This window comes from Bradyrhizobium sp. CB82 (assembly GCF_029714405.1).
GTDB lineage: Bacteria > Pseudomonadota > Alphaproteobacteria > Rhizobiales > Xanthobacteraceae > Bradyrhizobium.
Window position 1 is genome coordinate 7,815,024 of record NZ_CP121650.1, and the last position, 20,523, is coordinate 7,835,546.

Consider the following 20,523-nt stretch of genomic DNA (forward strand, 5'->3'; position numbering starts at 1 on the left):
CTGCAGCCACGGTTCACCTTCCGCGGCTGAACACCCAGTGGTTCCTCAGCCTTGTGGGACGCCCAGAAACGCTGCGAGGTGCACTCTTTTTTCCGAAGCGCGTTCGGAAAGGCTCAGTTCAGCAGCGTCTGCCCATGCCTGGCGATTGTAACTTGACGCTCTCGAACATAAGCTTCGAACGAAACCGAATTGCCATCCTTCCACAGATTAACCGTAATGATCTCGCCCGGGAACACTGGGGCAGTAAAGCGGACACGATGACGATGGAAGGCTGAGGGATCGTAGTCCGCATACGTCTGCAGTACGGCCCTGCAGGTCAGTCCATACGTGCACATCCCATGGAGAACGGGATTGGGAAAACCGGCCAGACGCGCGAATTCCGGATCGCTATGCAAGGGATTTCGATCACCCGACAAACGATAGAGCAGCGCTAGGTCGTGCCGGATCCGTACATCGATGGATCTGTCCGGCGCTCGACAGGGTACCTGGTGCGGCTCGGGCATTCCCTCTGATGGTCCGCCAAAACCACCGTCGCCCCTGGCGAAGGTCGAAGAGAGTATAGTAACAATCTTATCGCCATCGCAATCTCGGACGACGACTTCGTCCTGAATGATGGCGCCTTTCGCCTTGCCCTTGTCGTACACGCCGCGTACGCACGCATCCGCCGTAACGCTGGCAGCTACAGGTATCGTCTTGTGAAATATGATATCCCGTTCGCCATCAACCGCCATGACGCGGTTCAGGTCGATGACTCCGGGTCGAGCCCCCCAAACGCAGACCGAGGCGAATGTCGGAACCACCTTCAGCGCCTTGGGCGTTGCATATACCTCGTTGACAAACTGCAGCTCCCTTTCGTTTAGGGGATCTGAACCCATGCCGATGCCAAGCGCATAAAGCATCACCTCACGATCGGTCCACGAATAGTTAGCGGCTTGGGTTTTGAGATGGAGTACCGCGGGATAGTCAATTGGCATGTGCTCTTTCCTTATTGCTGTCCCTGGCGTCAGGCAGGGTAGCAGGAGCTGAGTTCGCGCGCTCATGCTGGTTACGCCATCAACGAGCTTCATGAGCCTCCCGTGTTGCGGAACCCGGGGCTCGATACATGTCCGACGTCGCGCGCGAGAACAGACCTCGGATGTCATGGGGTTGGGCGTGTCGCGCTGCCAGCAGACAGCTCCGCTGCCGACCTCCGGCCTCCAAAGTTTTTAATTTCGATTATCCAATCCGGCAATGCTTGCAGCGTCAAAGCCTACGGCCGTGATCCTCTGCGCACGTTCACCGACGAGTACTTACGCCTGCCAGCTCGAACCGATTGAGTGGTCGCTTGAGACAGAGATTCTCTCTTAGTGTTTGTCCGGCATATCTGGACCTGAATTTGCCTCGTCGTCGCAATTCGGGAATGACAAGATCAACAAAATCTTTGAGTCCGCCGGGAACGGCCGCCGGCATCACATTGAATCCATCAGCGGCACGTTGATCAAATCCATCCACCATGACGTTAGCGATTTCGTCTGGCGTTCCAACGACCATGAGCTGGCCTTTGCTGTCCGATACCCAACGGAACAGTTGTCTCCAGGTGAATCTCTCGCGTACGGCCAAGTCAAGGATCAGCTTCTGAGTACTCTGGATGAAATTCGTCTGCGGTAAAGTCTCCGGGACCAACGAATCGAGGTCCATTAAACGTACGTCAAACCCCAGCAAATGCTCGGCCAATCCAATCTCCACGTCGATGTGCGTGTCCGATTGTAATCTTTGAAGCTTCTCAGACGCTTCTTGCTTAGTCCGCCCGACAATTGGGACAATGCCCGGCATGACGATCACCTGATCGTCCTCCCGCCCCAGTCCGCGGGCCTTCTCCTTGAGAGTTGCGTAATATCTTTTTGCGTTCTCTAAAAAAGGCGCGGCGGTGAACACGACCTCGCCGACTTCTGCACCGAACTGCATTCCGTCATCCGATGCGCCAGCCTGAACCAACACGGGATACCCTTGAGGCGGCCGCGCGATGTTCAGCGGGCCTCTGACCGAGAAATGGTTCCCACGGTGATCAAGCAAATGCAGCTTCGTGGGGTCAGCGAAAATACCACTTTGTTTGTCGCGAATGAAAGCGTCGTCTTCCCACGAGTCCCAAAGCCCCTGCACGACTTCTACAAATTCTCTCGCTCGAGCAAAGCGCGCGTCATGATCTGCTAGCTCGTCATCGCCAAAATTGGGGGCTTCGAACTTCACTTCCGAGATAACAATATTCCAGGCCGCACGTCCTCTCGACAGGTGGTCGAGTGATGCGAACATGCGTGCAAGATGATATGGCTGGTGGTACGTGGTTGTCGCCGTCCCCACGAGGCCGATGTTCTGTGTTTTCGATGAAAGCGCCGACAAAAGCGTAATCGGCTCGAACCCATCGTTTCGACCTACGCGAGCTATCTGTAGGTAGTCTCTCTCTGATATGCATGGGCTATCGGCAAGAAATACGAAATGAAATGCCGCACCCTCAGCGAGTGCTGTCAGATGAGCATAATGGTCGATATCGACTCCGCCGTTTGCAGGCACGCCGGGAGCGCGCCATGCACCTTCGTGAGCTCCCGCCTGAGCGAGCAACAGTCCGAGCTTCATTTCATCGTTACGCCGCATATCGTACCTTCCTTGAATTGGACTATTCTCGCGACGGTATTCAACTGGTGGGTCGCGTTTATTGGCCCTACATGCTTCAACGCTCAACTTTTCGCCGCCAATTCAGATCTCGAAGTGTGCTTTCCGACAGCAGCTGCAGATTCCAAGGAGCTGAAACGGATGCCATCTCCGACCTGAGCTCGCCTGATTTTTACCTTACGAGCCAGGGCAGCGATCTGGGTCTTAGCGAGGACAGAATGTGGTTGATGTTGTATGCCGAAGTCCTTGTATTAGTCGCGTCTGACCGGCCGTCCTTTATCGAGCGATAGATGGAATGCTTTCGTTGTCTAGGGCAATTACTAGAATTAGTAGTGACCGTAAGCGGCCGTCAGTACTTACCTTCAAAACCAAAGTCTGCTAAGCGAACGGTCCGAACGCTGAGCTGCGGTTGGACGTCCTATTTCGCCGCCAGTATCCGTTCTTGACGAGCAATTCGGCGGACGATTGAGCCCATCCGGGGGAGCGGCGCCGCAGCTCGCTTTGATGGCACCGAAGACGCCGCGCTTCTGGCCAGAGATGAAGATTCGGCGGGGATTTTGTGCGTCGTGGCCGCGGTATCCTTTGTCGACATAGGCCCGCTCGATCGCGCAGCCGGTGAGTGTCGTGTGGTCGATGACGTCCCGCAAGGTGTGACCGTCGTACGGGTTATCGGGTAGCGCCCTGGCGCGCAGCACGAACAGGTCACCGGGAGCACGGCGGTTGTTGGTGACGATGGAGGCTTTGACGCCGATCTATGGACCACGCCCGCGTTGCAAGAGGAATCGACAAAGGGATGTAGCGGTCTGCGCCAATCTATCCGGCTTCGATTTGAGGCTCTCGCCTCGAGCCATTATGGATATCCGCCCACTTCTGTCCTCAATAACTCGCCGGCCTCAAGAAGGGCCATGGCGTCGAACCAGGCTTCAGAAGTGTCGGTGCAACCGTTGCTCCATTCGTCCTTTCCGTCTCGCAAACCTCGGCGGGATATTGTGCCTTTCCGGTTGGACCGTGGGATCTTCTTCCTTCCCGGCCGTGTCTTACGCGGCGTGGCCCACGAAGTTGGCGTCGTAATCACGGCCCTTTGCGAGGATACTCCAGGCTAGGCGCGCGAGTTTTGCGGCCAGGGCGACAACCAGTACATTCGAGTGGAGCCGCTTGGATGCTGCTTCCAACCAGGCTCCGAAGCCATGCCTGGGCCAACTCTGACGCCTTAGAAGTACGGCTCTGGCCCCTTGAATGAACAGCGTTCGCAGGTACCGGTTGCCACGCCTCGATATGCGGCCGAGAATGGTTCGATCGCCGGTCGAGATTTGTTTCGCTACGAGGCCAAGACATGCTGCAAAGTCGCGGCCCTTATGGAAGGCATCACCAGTTCCGATCGCGGCGATCATCGCACTTGAGATAATTGGTCCGACACCCGGCGCACTCATCAGGCGGCGACAGTGTGCGTCTTGATCAGCGAGTTCGTCGATTTCCTTCGTGATCGATGCGACCCGCCGCTCGAGAAAGCACCAGTCTTCGGCCAGGTCCTGAATGAGCCGAACCACTCGAGGCGACAGGTTATCCGAGAGCATCGAGAGAATCTGTGGAAGTGCCAATCGGAGTGCTGCCGCTCCCTGCCGAACTGGCAGCCCTCGCTCAAGCAAAAAACCTCGGATTTGATTGATGACCGCGGTTCTCTCTGTCACCAATCGACTGCGAACTCTGTGCAGCGCTTGCAAGTCAAGTTGCTCGGCCGATTTCAACGGGACGAAACGCATGGTCGGGCGCTGCGCCGCCTCTGCGATGGCTTCGGCATCACGGAAGTCATTTTTGTGGCCCTTGAGGTATGGCTTCACATACTGTGCCGGCAAGAGCCGTACTTGATGGCCTAATTTCTCGAGCTTGCGACCGAGGTGGTGTGCTCCTGCACAGGCCTCCATTCCGATCAGGCAGGGCGGAACATTAGCCAGCGACTGCTCAAGCTGATTTCTCGATCGCTTCTTGCGTAGGATGATTGCACCCGTGGCATCGAACCCCACCACATGGAATGTGTTCTTGCCTAGATCGATGCCGATCGTGACAATGTTCGTATGGGACATGGTACGCGCTCCTTCTCTTGCCGGGGCTCTATGTTGCCGCTGAGAGCGGGCGTGGTCCATGCCATTAACTCGCAAGGCGCGGCTGCTTTACCCTTGCCGATGCACTCCACCTCCGGGGCGTGAAAGGAATAGAGCTTCCAGCCGCGCTGGCGCTGCTGCTGCGAGCGGATCTGCGAGGCCCGGCTGAGCGGGAGGGCGAAGGCGTTCTCGAGCACGGCCTGACCTTCGATCGGATATCGCGGATGATCCTGCCCAGCCGGCTGCGCAGGATGCGCAACTGCCGCTGATGCCGCTTGAATTGCTTGGCATGGGCGTAGCGCCCCGCCATCATCGCCGCGGTCTTGGTAATGCGAAGATAGGACTGCCGCAACTTGACCCGATGCTTCCTCGCCAGGCGACTGAGCCCCTTGATCCGCGTGCAGCAGCTTGGCATCCGCGGGAAGGTGATGGCCTTCGGCTGCACGGTGGTATCGACCCTGACCCGCTTGAGGTTCTGGCTGCGTAACGCGCCGGCCTCGTGCGCCACCCGCAAGCTCTCGGCCAGCAACAGCTCCAGCTTGTCGCCGAGCCGCTTGCGGCTTAGGTCCGAGCGCTCGTGCGGGAACGCGTGCTGAAAGAACTCTTCGCCGGTGAAGTACTGGAAATACGGGTCGTGCACCCAGCGCTCGCACACCCCCTCATCGGACAGGCCGTAAATGTGCTTGAGCAGCAGCAGCCGATCATGAAGCGGGTCGCGATGCCCGGCCGACCATTCTCGCTATAGAGCGACGCGATCTCGCCGTCGATCCAGTCCCAATCGACCTTGCCGGCGAGTTGAACCAGCTCATGCTTCATATTGAAGATCTGGTCCAGCCTGGCCCGGAACAGATCGCCCGATCCCGTCGTCCTGTGCTTCTTCGATCGCATCGCCACCTCCGATGCGACGATGGAATCATGATTGGCGATTCGACGGAATCTTGAAAAGGAAACTGCAAGGTTCCGACGACCGAAGCATCAAAACCCTGCAATCGCAACAGTCCACCAACGACAAATGCGATTCCAACTCAATCGCTTAGCCGCTCTTAACGGACGACTGATCTAGCCTCCCTCCGCGAACGTTGATAATTCGTGGGCATTTCGAGGCTCGTGCAGGGAGTCAAGCGACCATCATCCACCAAGACACGCGGCCCAGATCTGGGCGCGGGTGCGCCCCGATCGAATCGCGACCGCCGTGTGGCACCTTGCCCACCTCGCGTGGGCACTGTTTGCCTGCGGCGTTTGCGCAAAACTGGTGTTCTACGCGCCGCGTAGGCCGGCTCCCAAGCGATAATGACACACACATTGATCATCAACCCGACTTTGATCGAAAGCTCCCTCCTGCCCTGCGCCATAATTGCGCGAATCCACCTTTCTTCGAAAGGGTACCGGATGACTTCGCATCCGCCGCTCCCATCTGCATTTCTAGTTGCAACGCGTAGCCGGCCGGCACCAATACCCGTCACAGTTCGTTGAGCCTGGGTTAATCCCCGGCTGGGGCTGTGCCCTTGGACCCCTCTAAAATGCAAGTTTGTAAAGTCTGTGAACGAGGCTGCCTGGACAGTTAGAAGGCCGCACGCATGGGGCCATGCCAGCTTTCACAGCTCTGGTTCGCGGTTGCATGGAGATGGGCGCCGTCGATGAAGAGCGCGACCTTGTTCGGGGCTGACATTCGGGCCCGAACCTGAAATTGCATCTACGGGGCACGGACCGATTGTTACGCAGCAGAGAGTGTTGCCGCCCGAACCCAAATTCCCTGCCACGATCGCGCTCGATCACCCCCCAGCAACTCGCAGCGATCGGTTCTAGTCATCCGGCGATCGGTTTCGGTCATCCTGCGGTCTGCCATGCAGCAATCATCAGAGACGCGAGAATAAGCAACAGGATTGCGTAAAGCAGAAGTTGAGCGATCAAGTCACCATCGCGTTCGAACATTATATCTCACATCCGCGTTGTCCCCTGTTCGGGCTAGGGCGGCACACTGACTTTGCCAGCGCTTTGGACGCCTTTGCTCCGACCAACACTGTACGAACGAGCAATCTCCTTTCTTACCTGACTGTATCGTCTCGGCTTCACATGTGGAGCGTTTTGTTTGATCGATTAATGCAACAAGACCCACGTTCGCGCCAAAATCCTGCATTTTTCCGGCTTATCCAGTGTATTCCAGCACCTCCAGCCAAAGACGAAGACGACGGTCCGGGTCATGTCTCCGTCCGCCGTGGGCACTATCCTCGAGGCTAGCGCGAAGCGCTCGCTACAATTCGAAGGCGTCGACCTACTCGTCCGGAAACTTCTTGGCCTCCAGGTCCAACATGTACCGCGCCTCTTCTAACTGACCGGTGATAAGGACGGAGTCTTCAAACGGGCTCGACGCGCTGTTGTGCTTCTCGATCAGCTGCCGCAGCTCGTTTGCTGACGGTCATTCGTCTCCTCCGCGCCAAGACAAGCTCGGCGTCAGCATGACGATGCAAAGCTATTGTGACATTTCATAGACTCGCCTCGTGGACAACGCGAACAGACGTATAAGATAATAGCATGCGGCTTCTCATTGTTGGCACCTTGAAGGGCCAGCACGCGACGGCTATCAAGATCGCCATCTACCATGGCGCGTCGCCCAGACCGAGGATCATGAACTGGCGATGTGAGTATTGCGCGGCGGCAAGGGCGCCGACCTGCTCTTGGTCCATGTCGGGCTCGACATCCGCGACCTCGTAATGCGGCTCGAGGCCGAGCACACTCACGTGCCGATCCTGCGGCATCACCAACGACGCCCGCGCCGCGGCCGCCGCGATCCATGCCGGCGCCAAGGAATATCTCGCGCCAGAACTGGAGCTGATCGCAGTAATTTTCGTAACGGTTGCCGGGCTGAAATATCCGCAACTGTCTGCACACTCATGTCGTCACCGGTGCCTTCCATCGCATGATCGCGACGGCGACAACGACCTACACCGAACCCTACAATCTTGCGCGGCTGTTCGCCTCGCTCGATCACATCAGCGGCGGGCGTGCGGGGTGGAACATCGTGACGACGGCCTTGCCGCACGTCGCGCAGAATTTTGGGCTGCCCGAGCATCCCCACATCACGAAGGCTACGAGCGGGCGCGGGAATGTCTCGATGTCATCACCAAGCTGTGGCACAGTTGGGAAGACGACGCGCTGGTCAACGATCCCGTCTCCGGCATTTTCGCCGACACCAGCAAGATCCACGCGATAGGCCACATCGGCGAGCATTTCCGCGTGCGCGGTCCACTCAATGTCTTGCGGTCGCCGCCGGGCGATCTACGTCCAGGTCGGCTCATCCGAGGACGGACGGACTTTTGCGGCGCGCTTTGCGAAAGCCATCTTCACCGCGCACCAGACATTGGCGAGTGCGCACGAGTACTATGCCGACATGAAGCATCAGGCGCGCGCGTTCGATCGCAGTCCCGGTCAGATCAAGATCGTGCCCGGCATCTCTACCTTCATCGCCAGCACGCAGGTCGAGGCTGACCGGCTGCAGGAAGAATTCAACGCGCTGATCCAGCCGGAATTTTCGCTGCCCCAGCTCCGGCAGATGATCGGGCTCAATCTCACCGGCTTCGATCTCGATGGCCCCTTTCCGCGTCACCTGGTCGATACCAATCGCCGGACTCCCTTACCTCGCCGGCATCTCGCGGGATGTGACAGACCTTGAAGTTGCGACCGTCTTTCGATAGCGGCCTGTCGGACTTCGCTGGCCTTTTTGGTCGTACAACCCGTTTGGCTCTCTTGAGCATTGCCTCGGCTCCGTGTGCCAACGACCCACGCCGTCTAACCCGGTTGCAATTAATCCACAGAGAGCGACAATTTCGTCAAACCGCGCCCGCCTCTTAGCAACCTTAAGCGGTGACGCCTTGACGATTTGCTGGCCGGCTTGGCCGCGAATTCCATCGGCTCCTTCGTGAAGGGATTAACTCCGCTACGGGCTTCGGTAGCGGGTTTGTTCACGACCGACATTTTGACGAAGCCGGGAATGACGAACTCACCTGACTGGTTCAACTCCTTGTAGCCTACAGTCGTCAGCTGCTCGATGACGGCCTTTACGTCAGCCTTGGAAATCTGTCTTCCTTCAGCAATCGCGTCAATGAGCTGCTTCTTGGTCATCTTGGCCATGTAAATTTACTTTGAGAGGAGCAGACCGCATCAGCAAACTCGTAGCTCGCCATCCGTTTAACGAGCATCACGGGCTCCTCCAGCGTGGCCACTCTGGAAATCATTGGTCATGATTATCAGTTATGGCTATGCAGTTGTTTCGCAACCAGCCAGTGATCCTCAATCACCGACCGCTGCGAATGGCATAGTACGCACTCTTCCCGCTCCCGCAATGTCGCAGTCCGCGAAATTCGACGAGCACGGGAGCCGAACTCAAGTAGTCATCGCGGAAACACCCGCGGGGCACCGTCAGTTGAACACGAAATCCTCAGTTATAGATTTTGGCACACCTCGAAGATGAACCGCCTTAAACTTCACAGGGAAGCTTGGCCAATGATGCGCGAGCGCTGAGTTCAGCTCTGAAATGATTTTTGCGTTAATCAGAGGATGCATCGCTGGCGCCAGAAGGACCGCCAGACTTTTCGAACACCTCCTGATGTCCTCCGTACTTATCGAGCAGTTTTGCCTCGGCGACCGATCCTCGAATTTAAAATTGTTCAGCAGAGCGTCGCGCATCAAACAGGAATAAAAAAACAATTCCGATAGTGCTCCGACCTTGCGATTCCCGTCTTTCTTCAGTTCGACCAGTGCAAGCTGGTCATCTCGAATTCCAATCAGGTCAATGGCGCTTTTGCCGCCTGTAAAGATTCGATTTTCACCATTCGCAACTTTATCGAGAAACAGGCCAACGGGTTATTGGCGCATACCCCTTCCAAAGGTTGCGGCAAATGCCGGAGACACTTCCAGTGCTTTTTCAAGATCGGCCTCCGAACAGCCTCCCGATGTCGAGAGAGGAGCGCTGAAACGAGCGTCCGTTCAGCTTCTGTTGGAATACGATGCTTCAATGGCTGATTGAGATATAAATTACTGCCTGATGCGCTTGAGAGACCAAGGAGTTCGTGATCCGCAACAATGCGGCTAGCATTTCTTGAGCGCGAAAATCACGCCGGGGTGGAGACCCAGCTCGAGCTGAGCAGGCACGACTGCGTGGAGCCCATTCGGCAAATTATTCAACTCGCCATGTTCCTTGACCTAGTTGAGCAGGTCCATCCGGAAGTCATTGAGCCCGAGATCGGTGATTGAGATGCCAGTGTTGACGTCCTCCAGTTCGACGACTTGTTCCTGAAGCCGCTTCAGTTGCTCCTTGCGGTAGGCAATGTCGCTGTTCTTGGCGGTCAGGACATTATCGTCGCCGGTCGCGCTGACATCGGCGATGACCATGCGGTTCTCGACCCGCTCCTTTAGCTCGATGTACTCATCCAGGGTAATGTCTGGCCAGTAGTTCACCACGGCCGAAGCCCTGGATGATGCGCACTGGATTCCAGTGGATATCATAGTTGACCGGGTGAACGGCTTCTAGCTTTGTGTTTGGTCATCGCACCTTCATCGAGATCGAATGGATTATTTCGCATAGGCAAACTGCCGAGTATCTGCGAAGCAGGTTGATTGACCTACTGAGGTACCAAGTCGCGGCTTACGGCGACGACTGATGCATGTGCCCGTGGCGAATTTGGTCAACCTGCCGGGCTGCAAATATTATCATCTCAGATTCCAGGTTGGGTTGGGACGGCGGAGGCATCTTGGAGCCTCTCTACCGTGAGGAGCCGCCCGCGCAGCAAGCGGCGATAACAAATCTGTAAGACCTTTTTTGCGCCGAAAAACTGTGAGATTCGCTATAATTTCACTAAATTAGCGGCGTTTCTCAGCGTCTCGTTCGCGAGATGGAGCCAAAATCTCTACATCGGCCGCCACCGTGAGCCGGTATGTGCATCCGGCCGAGATACCGATCGAGTGCAACTCGAGTTAGCCAAGAATGTCTTCGGTCTCGTGCAAATTCACCCGCATCAATCCACGCCAATCGCCGGGGGAATGTGCAAGCAGCGGCAAAATTGGACGTGATGCGCAGAGCCGAATGAAGCAGAGGCTTGCCGGAATGTTGCGGTTTGACGCATTCACTCCGACATCCCGCCCTCACTGCACGCTTCAGTTCATCGATATCGGCATGTTCGTCCCGCACCAAAACAAGGGCCGATCGCCAGGCTGTTCTCTCAAAAGGGCGAATGGGTTAGCGCGCTAAGCAATCGATGATTGACGGCTGTCGCTTGTCCCAGCGCACGTGTCGTTCGAGCGCATTCGCGATCTGGAGCAGCGTGGCCTCGTCACCGTATCGCGCCACCAGTTGCACGCCCATGGGAAGGCAGTCGTGCGACTCATGCAAAGGCAACGAAATGGCCGGCAACCCGCTTACGTTGAAGGGGAAAAGATACGCGTGAGTTGAAATCTTTGCCGGATCAGGAGCCGTATCGTACATCGTATCCCATTCGCCTATGCGGTAGGTGCGACCTGCAAAGACCGGACACAAAAACGCATCGAATGGTACGAGCTCGGCGGCGATGTCACGACCGGCATACCGCACGATTTCGATGTCCTTCGCGTGTGTAACCGCGTCGATGGCTTTACCTTCTTCGATATAGGCTCTTGTGAAGGGTTCGATATCGTCGTGGGTCAGAGTTGCGCCGAGCGTCTTCTCGGCCGCCTGAACTCCGAAGGCTGCCATTACCCTTCTCATGCGGGCTCGCGCTCGCCAGCACGTTTCGATGTCAAATGCGAGATCGTAGGGTTCGAGATTATGGCCCATGCCCTCAAGCAGGCGAGCCGTATCCGCCAAGGTTGTGGCATTCTCACTGTCGAGCTTGTTTCCAAATGGGAGAGAGGTCGAGAATCCAATGCGCAAGCGCTTCGGTTCCTGCGACGACAACTGCAGAAAAGACTCGGCGCTCCGCGGCGGTATGTATGAATCGCCTGCGCAGGGACCGCTCACCGCGTCTAGATAGGCGGCCGTATCGCGAACAGTTCGCGATACACACAAAGCCGAACCGCCGTACCACAGGTCCACCCCCGGATATGTGGGGACGCGTCCGCGAGAAGGCATGAGTCCGACAAGCCCGCACCAACTGGCGGGTTGACGCGTGGAACCTCCGCCATCGCTCGCACCTGCGATCGGCACGATCCTGGCTGCGACGGCGGAAGCCGCACCGCCGCTTGAACCGCCTGGCGAATAGGCAGGATTCCACGGATTCCGTGCAGGACCATACAGCTTGGGTTCGGTTGTCCCCGACTCGCCGTATTCCGGCACATTCGTGTTTCCAAACGGAATCATCCCCGATTTGCGCAGCCGTCGGATGACTTCATTGTCCTCGGTCGCCGGCTGCGCGTGACGCTGAAAAAAACGCGAACCGTTGGTGGTCCGCAGACCGGTCACCCGAGTACCCAGATCTTTCGCGAGAAATGGCACACCGGCAAATAGTCCCGTGGAGTCGCACTGTGCTGCACGACCGCGAGCATCGGCATAGTTGGTATTGACCACCGCATTGAGCGCAGGGTTGAGCTTTTCAGTTGCGGCTATCGCGCACTCCATGAGCTCTGACGCCGTTACTTCCTTGTCCCTGACGAGAGCCGAAAGAGCGAGCGCGTCGCTCTTTCGATACAGAGTTTGGATGTCTTCCGATACATTTGTCATTGATCAGGCTCACAGACTTTCATCAAATTGCAGGTCGCGATGTCGAACTGCCACCTATAGGCCTCATGGATGGAATGGTGATGCGGGCAGAAGAAGCAGGGTCGGGCGGGCTGGTTCCTCGATCGGAAGTCACCTTCACTGGCAGTCGTCAGCCCGGCGATGCTGCGCAGCAAAGTCGACTTCCCCGACCAACTCTGCCCCAGTGTTACGAACTCGCCTCGCCGAACCTCGAGCGAGACATCGTCGAGCGCGGTAAAGCCGCCGAAACGATGCGTGATCCGGTCAAGGCGGACCGCCGGGACATTCTCATTACGGTCGTCGGTTTTACGCCCCCCCGCGGAGCGCCCGCTGGTCCCGATTGCGAGCCTCTCGGTTGGCCGAGCTTCACTGGTCGGACGGTCAATCCCGCCTGCCCCACGATCTTCGACCGCCACCGTCATGACCGCACCTACGAACCGGCAAGGCACGGGACGCTCGCTTCGTTCTCAATGTTCAAGCGCCGAGCCGCGAGCCGCCCCGCACTCCAAAAGCGCACACGAAGTCTCGGCTTGACACCCAAGACCGGATGCTGCACGCACACAAAGTAGCGGCGCGCACACTCGGAGTTCACCAATCGCATTGTTTTCCTTCCCTAATTATCCCGCTTTCGTCATTCAGCTCACCGGAAGCTTCTCTTTCGAGAAGTATCCGATGCTTGAGGTCGAATCTTTCTAAACCAAGCAATATTTCGCCGGAATTCTGCGTTCGACCGGGTCGATGCGATGATTTCAGGTGAATAGGCGTCCAAAGTCCGGTTGACGCGAGCTAGCTACTTTCCGGCGCAAAATTAGCGATTTCGGGATTGTGGCCGATGAGGTGCGCAAAGCAAGACCCGCCGGGACTGCCGGCAGGGGATATTTGAGAGCCTGATTCTCGGCCTCCTGCAACTTCACCATCTTGCCGAACTCGTTCGGCTTGCCGGCCTTGCCCTTGCGAATGATCTCCGTCGATGGCTCGAACACGCTGAGGAGCTTGCCTTCGGCGTGTGTGTCGCCACGGAAGATACGCGCTCTCGTCTGCTTCATCACTTGCTTGACCAGCGGCACCATCGCGTCGAGCTCTTGGCGCAGGCCTTCGAGCACCAATTGCTGCGGAACGCCCCTCGCGCGCTTCGTTCCTCCAACAATTTCTTTGGAGAACCGCTTCGCCTGTCCAACCACTCGACTTGTCGCATTGAGTAGCTGGCCATAGGCTCGATTGAGCCTTTCTCGGCTCTGCTTGGCTCTGGAACGCGCCGCCCGGGCGATGTCCAGGACCCGCAGCTTCACGCTGCGTCCGCGGTCGCACAGCTTGGCGCCAGTCTCTCCGGCGACCTTGCCGATCCTTTTCATGGTGCGGATCAGAACCCGCACGCCGTCGCCCAACAAGCTGGAATCCGTCGGATAGTGCACGTTGGTCTCCACCACGGTGGTGTCCACGCGCATTCTGCGCCCCGCCGCCAACCCGTTGGCCTGAGCCAGCTTCACAAGCCTTTGGTGAATCTGCTTGACCACTTCGGGCCCCACCGCCACCCCCCAACGTCCCATCTTCTTTGCATCAGGTGTCTTGCCGGCGCCGACGCGCGTGAAGTCGCGGTACACAATTGGCGCGCACTTCGCGCTCGAGCACTTGGTAGCTCCAGTTGCGGATGTGCTTGAGGATCAGTAGCCGCAACACCACCTCGGCTGAGGCACCGCGCCGGCCGCGGCTGCGGCTCTTGGCATGTCGTCTGGCCAGAGCCTCATACATGGCTGCGACGATGTCCTCATCCGCGAGCAGCGCGTCGGCATGTTTCATCCAGTCTTCGCGAAGATCGCTCACTTCCTCGGCGATCAGCCCGTCGCCGAAGCTGAGCTGCGCCCGCCGCATCTCAATCATGCCGCTTCCTCCGCCTCTTCGATGCGGCCTGGTCCGGACGCAGCAGATCATGATTGAGCTCGCAAACGGTCTCGATCGCCTCCTTCAGGTCCTGATAATTGCTCAGCCAGCGGCGCACCTCGGCAACCCGCTCGCGCCGCACGCTGAACTGGCGCGTACGTCCTCCCGGGTAGGTCACCGTCAAGACAAACACCTGATGCCCTTCGCCACGCGCGCATTTCGGGCATCCTTTGGGCGGATGGTGCGTTCCAGCAGCGAGCCGCGCAGCAACTCGCCGGTGATTGGCAACTTGCCGACCAGCTTCTGGCGCGCTCGGAGGGTCCGCTCTCGAATCATTCATAAGAATGAATCAATGGGTCAACCCAAATCCGTCCGATCTTGCAGTTTTCCGCAAACCAGCCGATTCTATCCAAATGCCAACGCCGTCGAATTTTGCGCCGGAAAGTAGCTAAGGCAGCGACGATCCGGGCCACTGCCGAGCAGGTGCTTGAGCTTGGCAAAGATCTGTTCGATCGGGTTCAGGTCGGGCGAGTATTTTGGCAGGAAGAAGAGTTTGGCGCCGGCGGAACGAATGAGCTGGCGCACGAGCTTGCTTTTGTGGCTGCCGAGATTGTCCATGACCACGATGTCGCCGGGACGAAGGGTCGGCAGAAGAACCTTCTCGACATAGGTCCGAAAGCTCACGCCGTCGATCGGCCCCTCGATGAACCATGGCGCATCGATCCGGTCATGGCGCAGGGCTGCCAGGAAGGTCATGGTCTTCCAGCGCCCGTGGGGCACCTTGGCAGGGAGGCTGCGCGCGCGCGGTGCCCATCCCCGCAAGGGAGCCATGTCGGGCCTGGTCCAGGGGTGAGTAGGCCGGAGGATTTTCACCCCCGGCACCGGGTCACCGGAGGCGGTCGCCCGCCCCCGGTTCCCACAGAACGTGGCGTGCGGATTTCCCGCACCGACGCTCTTCGACAGTTGGTTCACAGCACTGCAAGCGCCTGCAGCTCCCGATAAGCGCAGCTTAGGCTTCAGCACCGGTGTCCGTTCTTTGATTTGGTGGAAGGCGTCCCAAGTGAGGCGACGACCCGCCCAGCTGCGGCTGCACAACATCTTGCGCCAGTAACGCTCGACGACCCGATAGACTTTTACGAGGCTCCGGAGATTTCCGGCGACACCGTAATAGCCATAGTGGCCGCGCAGGACGACGTTGATTTCATCGGCCTGGTCACTGATCTTGTAATGCCGTATTCGCCGCATCAGCTCCTGCAGAGACATAAGGCTGCGCTTTAGCCGAGATTTCTCGGTACGCATCCCAACCTTGAAGTTGCCTCGTTGGTTTCGCGTGCAATAGAGCGTTAGACCCAGAAAGTAGATTGTTTCCGGGCGGTTTCTGCCGCGTTTGCCCGCGTGTCTTTGCGCGAACCGACCAAACTCGACCAACTTGGTCTTGGTCGGCTCTAGAGTGAGGCCGAACTTCCCCAACCGAAGACGCAAGGCCTCCTGTACGCGGATGGCGTCCGATCGATATTGGAAGCAGATCACAAAGTCGTCGATATAGCGCACCAGTCGGGCTTCGCCCCGCAACCGGCCCTTCACCACGCGTTCGAACCAGAGGTCGAGAACGTAATGAAGGTAGAGGTTGCTCAAAAGCACACTGATCGATCCGCCTTGTGGCGTTCCTTGTTCGCTCGGATGCACCGCTCCGTCTTCCAAGACACCCGCTTTCAACCAGCGCCGGATCAAGCTGATCAGGCGCGGTTCGACAAACCGGAGGACCCAATCATGATCGAGACTCCCGAAGAAGTTCTTCAAATCCGCCTCCAACACCCAGCTGATCATGCCGCCGGCGATGACCTCATTGAGGGTCGCCAAGGCGTGATGGGCGCTGAGCTTCGGCCTGCCGCCGAACGAGCAGGGCAAGAAGTCCTGCTCGTAGATGGCGGACAACACCGCAGCCGTGCTGCGCTGGAGCGCCCGGTCGGCGACAGTTGGAACCCCGAGGGGGCGCTTCTCCGTCTTACCGGGCTTGGGGATATAGACACGCCGAATGTTCGGCGCCCGATATCCCTGTCGGTGGATGGATTGGAGCATCGGCTCGATCCATCCGTCGAAGCTCTCCCTCGCCGCCTCCACCGTCTGTCCGTCCACCCCGGCGGCGGAGCGCTTCGGAATCTGTAATAGATTCTTTTGCACTCGATCGCGCGTGATGTGATGGGCCAACGAGGTGAAGCAAAGATTTGGCTCGCGCCGAGCTTTCACTGCTATTTGTTCAAGTTTCGTTTCCATGGTCAGCTGATCTTCTCTTAGAATAGAAGGCCGTGACTCCCGTTGAATGGAGCCCATGTCGCCCAAGAACAATTCAACTACCGCTGACCGCTTCCCCATGTAGTCGGCTCTCCCGACCTCCGAGTGTCGGGTCGGGGGAGGCGCCCATTGAAGGGCTTGCCTCCGCCCGCCGCTCAAACGGCTCGTGCAGTTTTCCCGCAAGCCGCTTTCATGAATGGGCTTTCGTGATCTGAAGTGAAGGGATCAGTGAGACAAGGCCAACTAGCTTGAACTCCGCACGCAGCCGTTGGGTGGGATATTTCTTCCAGCCTGCGTTCCGCCACCGCTTGGCGCGGTGCGACCACAGCCGGCGGACTATCCACCCGTCCAGCTGGTGGAAGCGTGTCCTGACCCGGGAGCGACAGTAGTAGTGTCCCCATCCTCGGATGATCGGTTGATCGCATTGATCAATTCGCCCAGACGCAGAGGTATACGCCTCTTGGTCAAGGCCCTGATCTGATCCTTGAATCGGTCCACCGACTTCTGTGTGGGAATGGCATAGAGATTCTGCCGGTTCAGTTTGGATTTGATCCGGTCGTGGGCCAGTTTAAACTGTCCTTTCCCACGTTGGATTTTGAATCCGAGAAACTCGAAGCCTTGCGCAATGTGCACAATCCGGGTCTTCTCCCGGTTGAGCGTCACACCGAGCTCTTCGAGAATCTTTTCTGCTCGGGCCAAGACGTTTTGCGCCTCAGCTCGAGTCCGACAGGTCACAACCCAGTCGTCCGCCCATCGCGTGAGCTGGTATCCATGTCGCCTCATCTCCTTATCGAAGGGAGTCAGCAGGATGTTGCTCAGCATCGGCGAAACGACACCCCCTTGCGGGGTTCCCTGTGGCGTTTCAAACCTCCGGCCCTTGTCTTCGTAGCCTGCCTTGAGAGTTTGCTGAATTAGCTTCAGCACTCTGCTGTCGGCGATCTGCTTTCCAACCAGAGTCAGGAGTTTGTCGTGATCGACAGACCCGAAATAATCTTTCAGATCCGCATCTACGATCCACTCGTTTCCAGCCTGTATTTCGCGCCAGATCTTGGTCAGCGCATCGGCTGTCTTTCGACCCTTCCGATACCCAAAACTGCTGGGATCAAAGACCTTCTCAAAGATCGGCTCTAAGCGATTGGCCAGTGCCTGTTGGCACACTCGATCATAGATCGAGGGTATGCCCAAAGGTCTGGTCTTGCCGGGGCTCCTCTTTTCGGGATCTCCAACCGTCGCACAGGCAGCGGCTGATAGGTGTCGTCGCGGAGCTCTCGATGCAGCCGTTCTAGATTTGCTTCCAGATTGGCCTCGAATTCTTCGATCGTGATCCTATCGGTTCCGCTTGCCCCTCGATTGGCGCGAACGCGCTCCCACGCAAGGTGCAAGTTCTTGCGTGCGTAAACCTTGTCCACCAGAGAGTGGACCTTCTGCTTCTGACCTTCGAGCGTCAGATAATCGGACAGTCTCCTGGAAGCGTGTCGTTCGGGTTTTTCACAAAGGGAACTTTCCATCTGCACGCTCCTTTCTCATCAGCCTCAATTGATCCTTGCTCGATCCATTCACGAACGTCCTTCCCCGGACCACTCTCGATCCGCCGTTTCCGGTCACGCGAGTTATTCGTTTCGCGCTTCAGGTACCGTTACGTTCTCCGACTCCTGCCTCAGCATCACTTCCCACTTCGTTTGCGCTTATAGGGTCGTTTACCCGGATTTGGGCCGGGACTGATGCAGGTCTCCTGGGGTCACACATGAATCTTCCGTATCGTGCCGCCAGCAAACACCTTGGTGCGATGGGTGAATGAGTAGTGCCTTCGTCCCAATAGTGCGGACTCGACCTTGCCCCATCTTTGGCCGACCTGTTCATCGTCGGGGTGGCCCCCATTGATTACAGCCCGATACTTCTCCTCAAACCCTTCGGATTCCGGATCGCTCCGGACACCCTGTCCTCCGGGATACGCCGAGCAACTGGCTCCAGGTCCGTCTTGGCTGTTTCCGGCTTTCGCCTGCGTGCCCGTTTAGACTTCTCCATACCCTCTTGCTCTCCCGGCCAGCGAGGCATTACCCCCGCTTTTGGATACAGCGCCCCTCATCCGAGCGCCGAGGGGACTTCAACCCCAATGATTCATGCGCTGCCCAGCGCACACTATCAGTCAGTCTGACTTCCACCCGGTCATCAGACCCTTCTCACCTCATCGGCTTGGCAGGTCCTACAAGTTTGCGCTTGAACCGGATGGATCTCCCTTGTTCACGTTGCTTCCTTTGGTTGCATGCTGGCGGTACGAACCCCGGGAGCACCTCAGCCCCGCTCGCGATGACGCGGGTTGCGATTCCGCCTTCCCCTTTGAGAGACAGGGTCGGCTACTCCGATCACGTTCGATTTCGGGGCTATCTTCCCGTTCACTTGATTCCGGCCTGCAATCTCCCTGTCTACGCTTCGTAGCGGCCGTTACCGGACGCCACGCAAGACTCGGTTCGCGGCTGCTCGCTAGGCTTTGCCGCGGCCGTCATCGCAGACGGCAGACTTCAACGCGCTTGCAAGGCGCAACCCAAGCAGAACGGTGCGTGAACCTCTCGATTCACACCGCTCCCATCAGGTGAACGTCGTCGTTCCGCCCAGAACAACTGCCAGTGTACGAACAGCTCCGCATTAGTCCGAGCCAGCCTTCGCAAGAACAGCGAAGCACCGGTTTTGTGGAGCCGAAAGCGCTTGTACTTTCGCATGATCCACGCCTTCAGCTTCTGGTTGACGTAATCGACCAGAGAGAACAGCGCCGAGCGACTGAACCGGCCATAATAACCTATCCACCCCGGAGGAGCGGATTGATCTGTTGGGCGATTTCAGCCAGCGTCGCCGGCGTTTGCCGGGGAATGTGCAAGCTTCGGATCGTTGCTCGCATGGCCTTCAAGGCTGTCGGACTGACCGCCGGGGTGTATCCACAGAAGAATTCCTTCCGCTGTGCGTTGCCACCTGCCGCGGCCTGAACTGATATCCGAGAAAGTCAAACTTGACCTTCGGATACGTTTGCCGACGCCTGTTGTCCTTGCAATAGACGATCTGCGTCTTTGTCGGGTGCATCTGAAGTCCGCACACCTCCAGCCTCGCTTGAAGCTTCGCCTTAATGGCTTCTGCTTCTCGCTCCGTCCGGCAGTGCACCAGTCGTCGAGTCGCCCGGGGGAGTTTCACCCCCAGGCGCTCACAGGTAGGGTCGAGGACTGGCGCGCCGACAGGCCTCTCGACCGTGCCACGTTTCCAGTCCCCGCCACGTCGCACGCAGCGTGCGGATTTCCCGCACTGCGCGCTCCCATTTGCTTCACTCCAAGGCTTATGGGACCTATCCGGCCGGAGCAGCTTTCGGTCCATCGCGTCGCACTCGATAGCCGTTGAACAGCCTGAGAGTGTCGTACAGCCACGATCTATTCCACCGCTTCCAGCAGAAGCCCTTTCGTTTCCGAGCCTGCGCCAGTTGGCGCCTGACCTTCTTCTCCACCCAATCTTTGATGTAGCTGAAGCACTCACTGGAGTGTCCAACCGCGAAGTAGTTCACCCACCCCCTGAGCATCGGATTGATCAGGCTTATTGCCCTGTCAATCGGTTGCGACCGGTATCGGCGAAACACCTCTTTGAGCTCCCGCAAAAGGGCCGTCCGCTTTTTGAGCTTGGGCGTGTAATGCGGCCGCATCGCTCCGCGCAGACTGCGGAGGTAGCGGAAGTCGAACCCCAGGAAGCTGAAGCTCTCGCCTCGTTCCAGGTTCACGGTTCGGCTCTTTTCATCATTGATTTCCACCTGCAGCTTGGCGAACTCCTCCCGGAGTCGTTTGGTCACGGCTCCAATCAGCCAGTCATGACGTTTGTAGGCGTCGATCAAGACCACCAGTCGAGTCGCCCGGGGGAGTTTCACCCCCAGGC

Annotated in this window: 9 protein-coding genes and 8 pseudogenes; 2 read left to right on the plus strand and 15 right to left on the minus strand. The window is 57.9% G+C overall.

Annotation, left to right across the window (positions count from 1 at the left end; genetic code table 11):
• Window positions 1-113: 113 nt before the first annotated feature.
• The 5 genes and pseudogenes from QA640_RS37595 to QA640_RS37615 all read right to left on the minus strand — a co-directional run.
• Window positions 114-974, minus strand: a complete 861-nt coding sequence (locus tag QA640_RS37595; RefSeq protein ID WP_283037761.1) for a MaoC/PaaZ C-terminal domain-containing protein — start codon at window positions 972-974, stop codon at window positions 114-116.
• Between the two features lie 301 nt (window positions 975-1,275).
• Complete coding sequence (locus QA640_RS37600) at window positions 1,276-2,628, minus strand: LLM class flavin-dependent oxidoreductase (RefSeq protein ID WP_283037762.1); 1,353 nt, start codon at window positions 2,626-2,628, stop codon at window positions 1,276-1,278.
• Window positions 2,629-3,126: 498 nt separating this feature from the next.
• Window positions 3,127-3,395, minus strand: a pseudogene (locus QA640_RS37605) (IS5/IS1182 family transposase); the annotation flags it as partial.
• Between the two features lie 288 nt (window positions 3,396-3,683).
• Entirely contained in the window at window positions 3,684-4,727 is a 1,044-nt protein-coding gene (locus QA640_RS37610) for an IS110 family transposase (protein ID WP_283037763.1), read from the minus strand.
• 74 nt (window positions 4,728-4,801) lie between these two features.
• Window positions 4,802-5,633 (minus strand): annotated as a pseudogene (locus QA640_RS37615) (IS5 family transposase); the annotation flags it as partial.
• 1,644 nt (window positions 5,634-7,277) lie between these two features.
• On the opposite strand from QA640_RS37615, the pseudogene QA640_RS37620 reads away from it, so the two are divergent.
• Window positions 7,278-7,589: pseudogene (locus QA640_RS37620) on the plus strand (sigma-54-dependent Fis family transcriptional regulator); the annotation flags it as partial.
• Between the two features lie 73 nt (window positions 7,590-7,662).
• A pseudogene (locus QA640_RS37625) lies at window positions 7,663-8,361 on the plus strand (NtaA/DmoA family FMN-dependent monooxygenase); the annotation flags it as partial.
• Window positions 8,362-8,589: 228 nt separating this feature from the next.
• Here QA640_RS37625 and QA640_RS37630 read toward each other — a convergent pair.
• The 10 genes and pseudogenes from QA640_RS37630 to QA640_RS37680 all read right to left on the minus strand — a co-directional run.
• Window positions 8,590-8,873, minus strand: a pseudogene (locus tag QA640_RS37630) (HU family DNA-binding protein); the annotation flags it as partial.
• Between the two features lie 1,071 nt (window positions 8,874-9,944).
• Window positions 9,945-10,202, minus strand: coding sequence for a hypothetical protein (locus QA640_RS37635; RefSeq protein WP_283037764.1), 258 nt, complete (start codon window positions 10,200-10,202; stop codon window positions 9,945-9,947).
• 775 nt (window positions 10,203-10,977) lie between these two features.
• Window positions 10,978-12,432 (minus strand): amidase, encoded by a 1,455-nt coding sequence (locus tag QA640_RS37640; protein WP_283037765.1) that lies wholly within the window; start codon window positions 12,430-12,432, stop codon window positions 10,978-10,980.
• Window positions 12,429-12,872, minus strand: coding sequence for an ATP-binding cassette domain-containing protein (locus tag QA640_RS37645; protein ID WP_283037766.1), 444 nt, complete (start codon window positions 12,870-12,872; stop codon window positions 12,429-12,431). The genes QA640_RS37640 and QA640_RS37645 overlap by 4 nt, the downstream gene beginning before the upstream one ends.
• 378 nt (window positions 12,873-13,250) lie before the next feature.
• Window positions 13,251-14,319 (minus strand): annotated as a pseudogene (locus tag QA640_RS37650) (transposase); the annotation flags it as partial.
• 1 nt (window position 14,320) lies between these two features.
• Window positions 14,321-14,506, minus strand: a complete 186-nt coding sequence (locus QA640_RS37655; protein ID WP_349253762.1) for a hypothetical protein — start codon at window positions 14,504-14,506, stop codon at window positions 14,321-14,323.
• 299 nt (window positions 14,507-14,805) lie between these two features.
• Window positions 14,806-15,174 (minus strand): annotated as a pseudogene (locus QA640_RS37660) (IS630 family transposase); the annotation flags it as partial.
• A 297-nt stretch (window positions 15,175-15,471) separates the two neighbouring features.
• A pseudogene (locus QA640_RS37665) lies at window positions 15,472-16,701 on the minus strand (reverse transcriptase domain-containing protein); the annotation flags it as partial.
• Window positions 16,702-16,956: 255 nt separating this feature from the next.
• Window positions 16,957-17,805: a reverse transcriptase domain-containing protein gene (locus QA640_RS37670; RefSeq protein ID WP_283037768.1), complete on the minus strand. Its 849-nt coding sequence runs from the start codon at window positions 17,803-17,805 to the stop codon at window positions 16,957-16,959.
• A gap of 2,143 nt (window positions 17,806-19,948) precedes the next feature.
• The gene (locus QA640_RS37680; protein WP_283037769.1) at window positions 19,949-20,482 is read right to left on the minus strand and encodes a group II intron maturase-specific domain-containing protein; all 534 of its coding nucleotides are present in this window, start codon (window positions 20,480-20,482) and stop codon (window positions 19,949-19,951) included.
• Window positions 20,483-20,523: the final 41 nt, after the last annotated feature.

Bases quoted from the DNA above. Each gene is read 5' to 3' on its own strand.
- QA640_RS37595 (WP_283037761.1), bottom strand. From the start codon at position 974: ATGCCAATTGACTATCCCGCGGTACTCCATCTCAAAACCCAAGCCGCT.
- QA640_RS37600 (WP_283037762.1), bottom strand. From the start codon at position 2,628: ATGCGGCGTAACGATGAAATGAAGCTCGGACTGTTGCTCGCTCAGGCG.
- QA640_RS37610 (WP_283037763.1), bottom strand. From the start codon at position 4,727: ATGTCCCATACGAACATTGTCACGATCGGCATCGATCTAGGCAAGAAC.
- QA640_RS37640 (WP_283037765.1), bottom strand. From the start codon at position 12,432: ATGACAAATGTATCGGAAGACATCCAAACTCTGTATCGAAAGAGCGAC.
- QA640_RS37645 (WP_283037766.1), bottom strand. From the start codon at position 12,872: ATGACGGTGGCGGTCGAAGATCGTGGGGCAGGCGGGATTGACCGTCCG.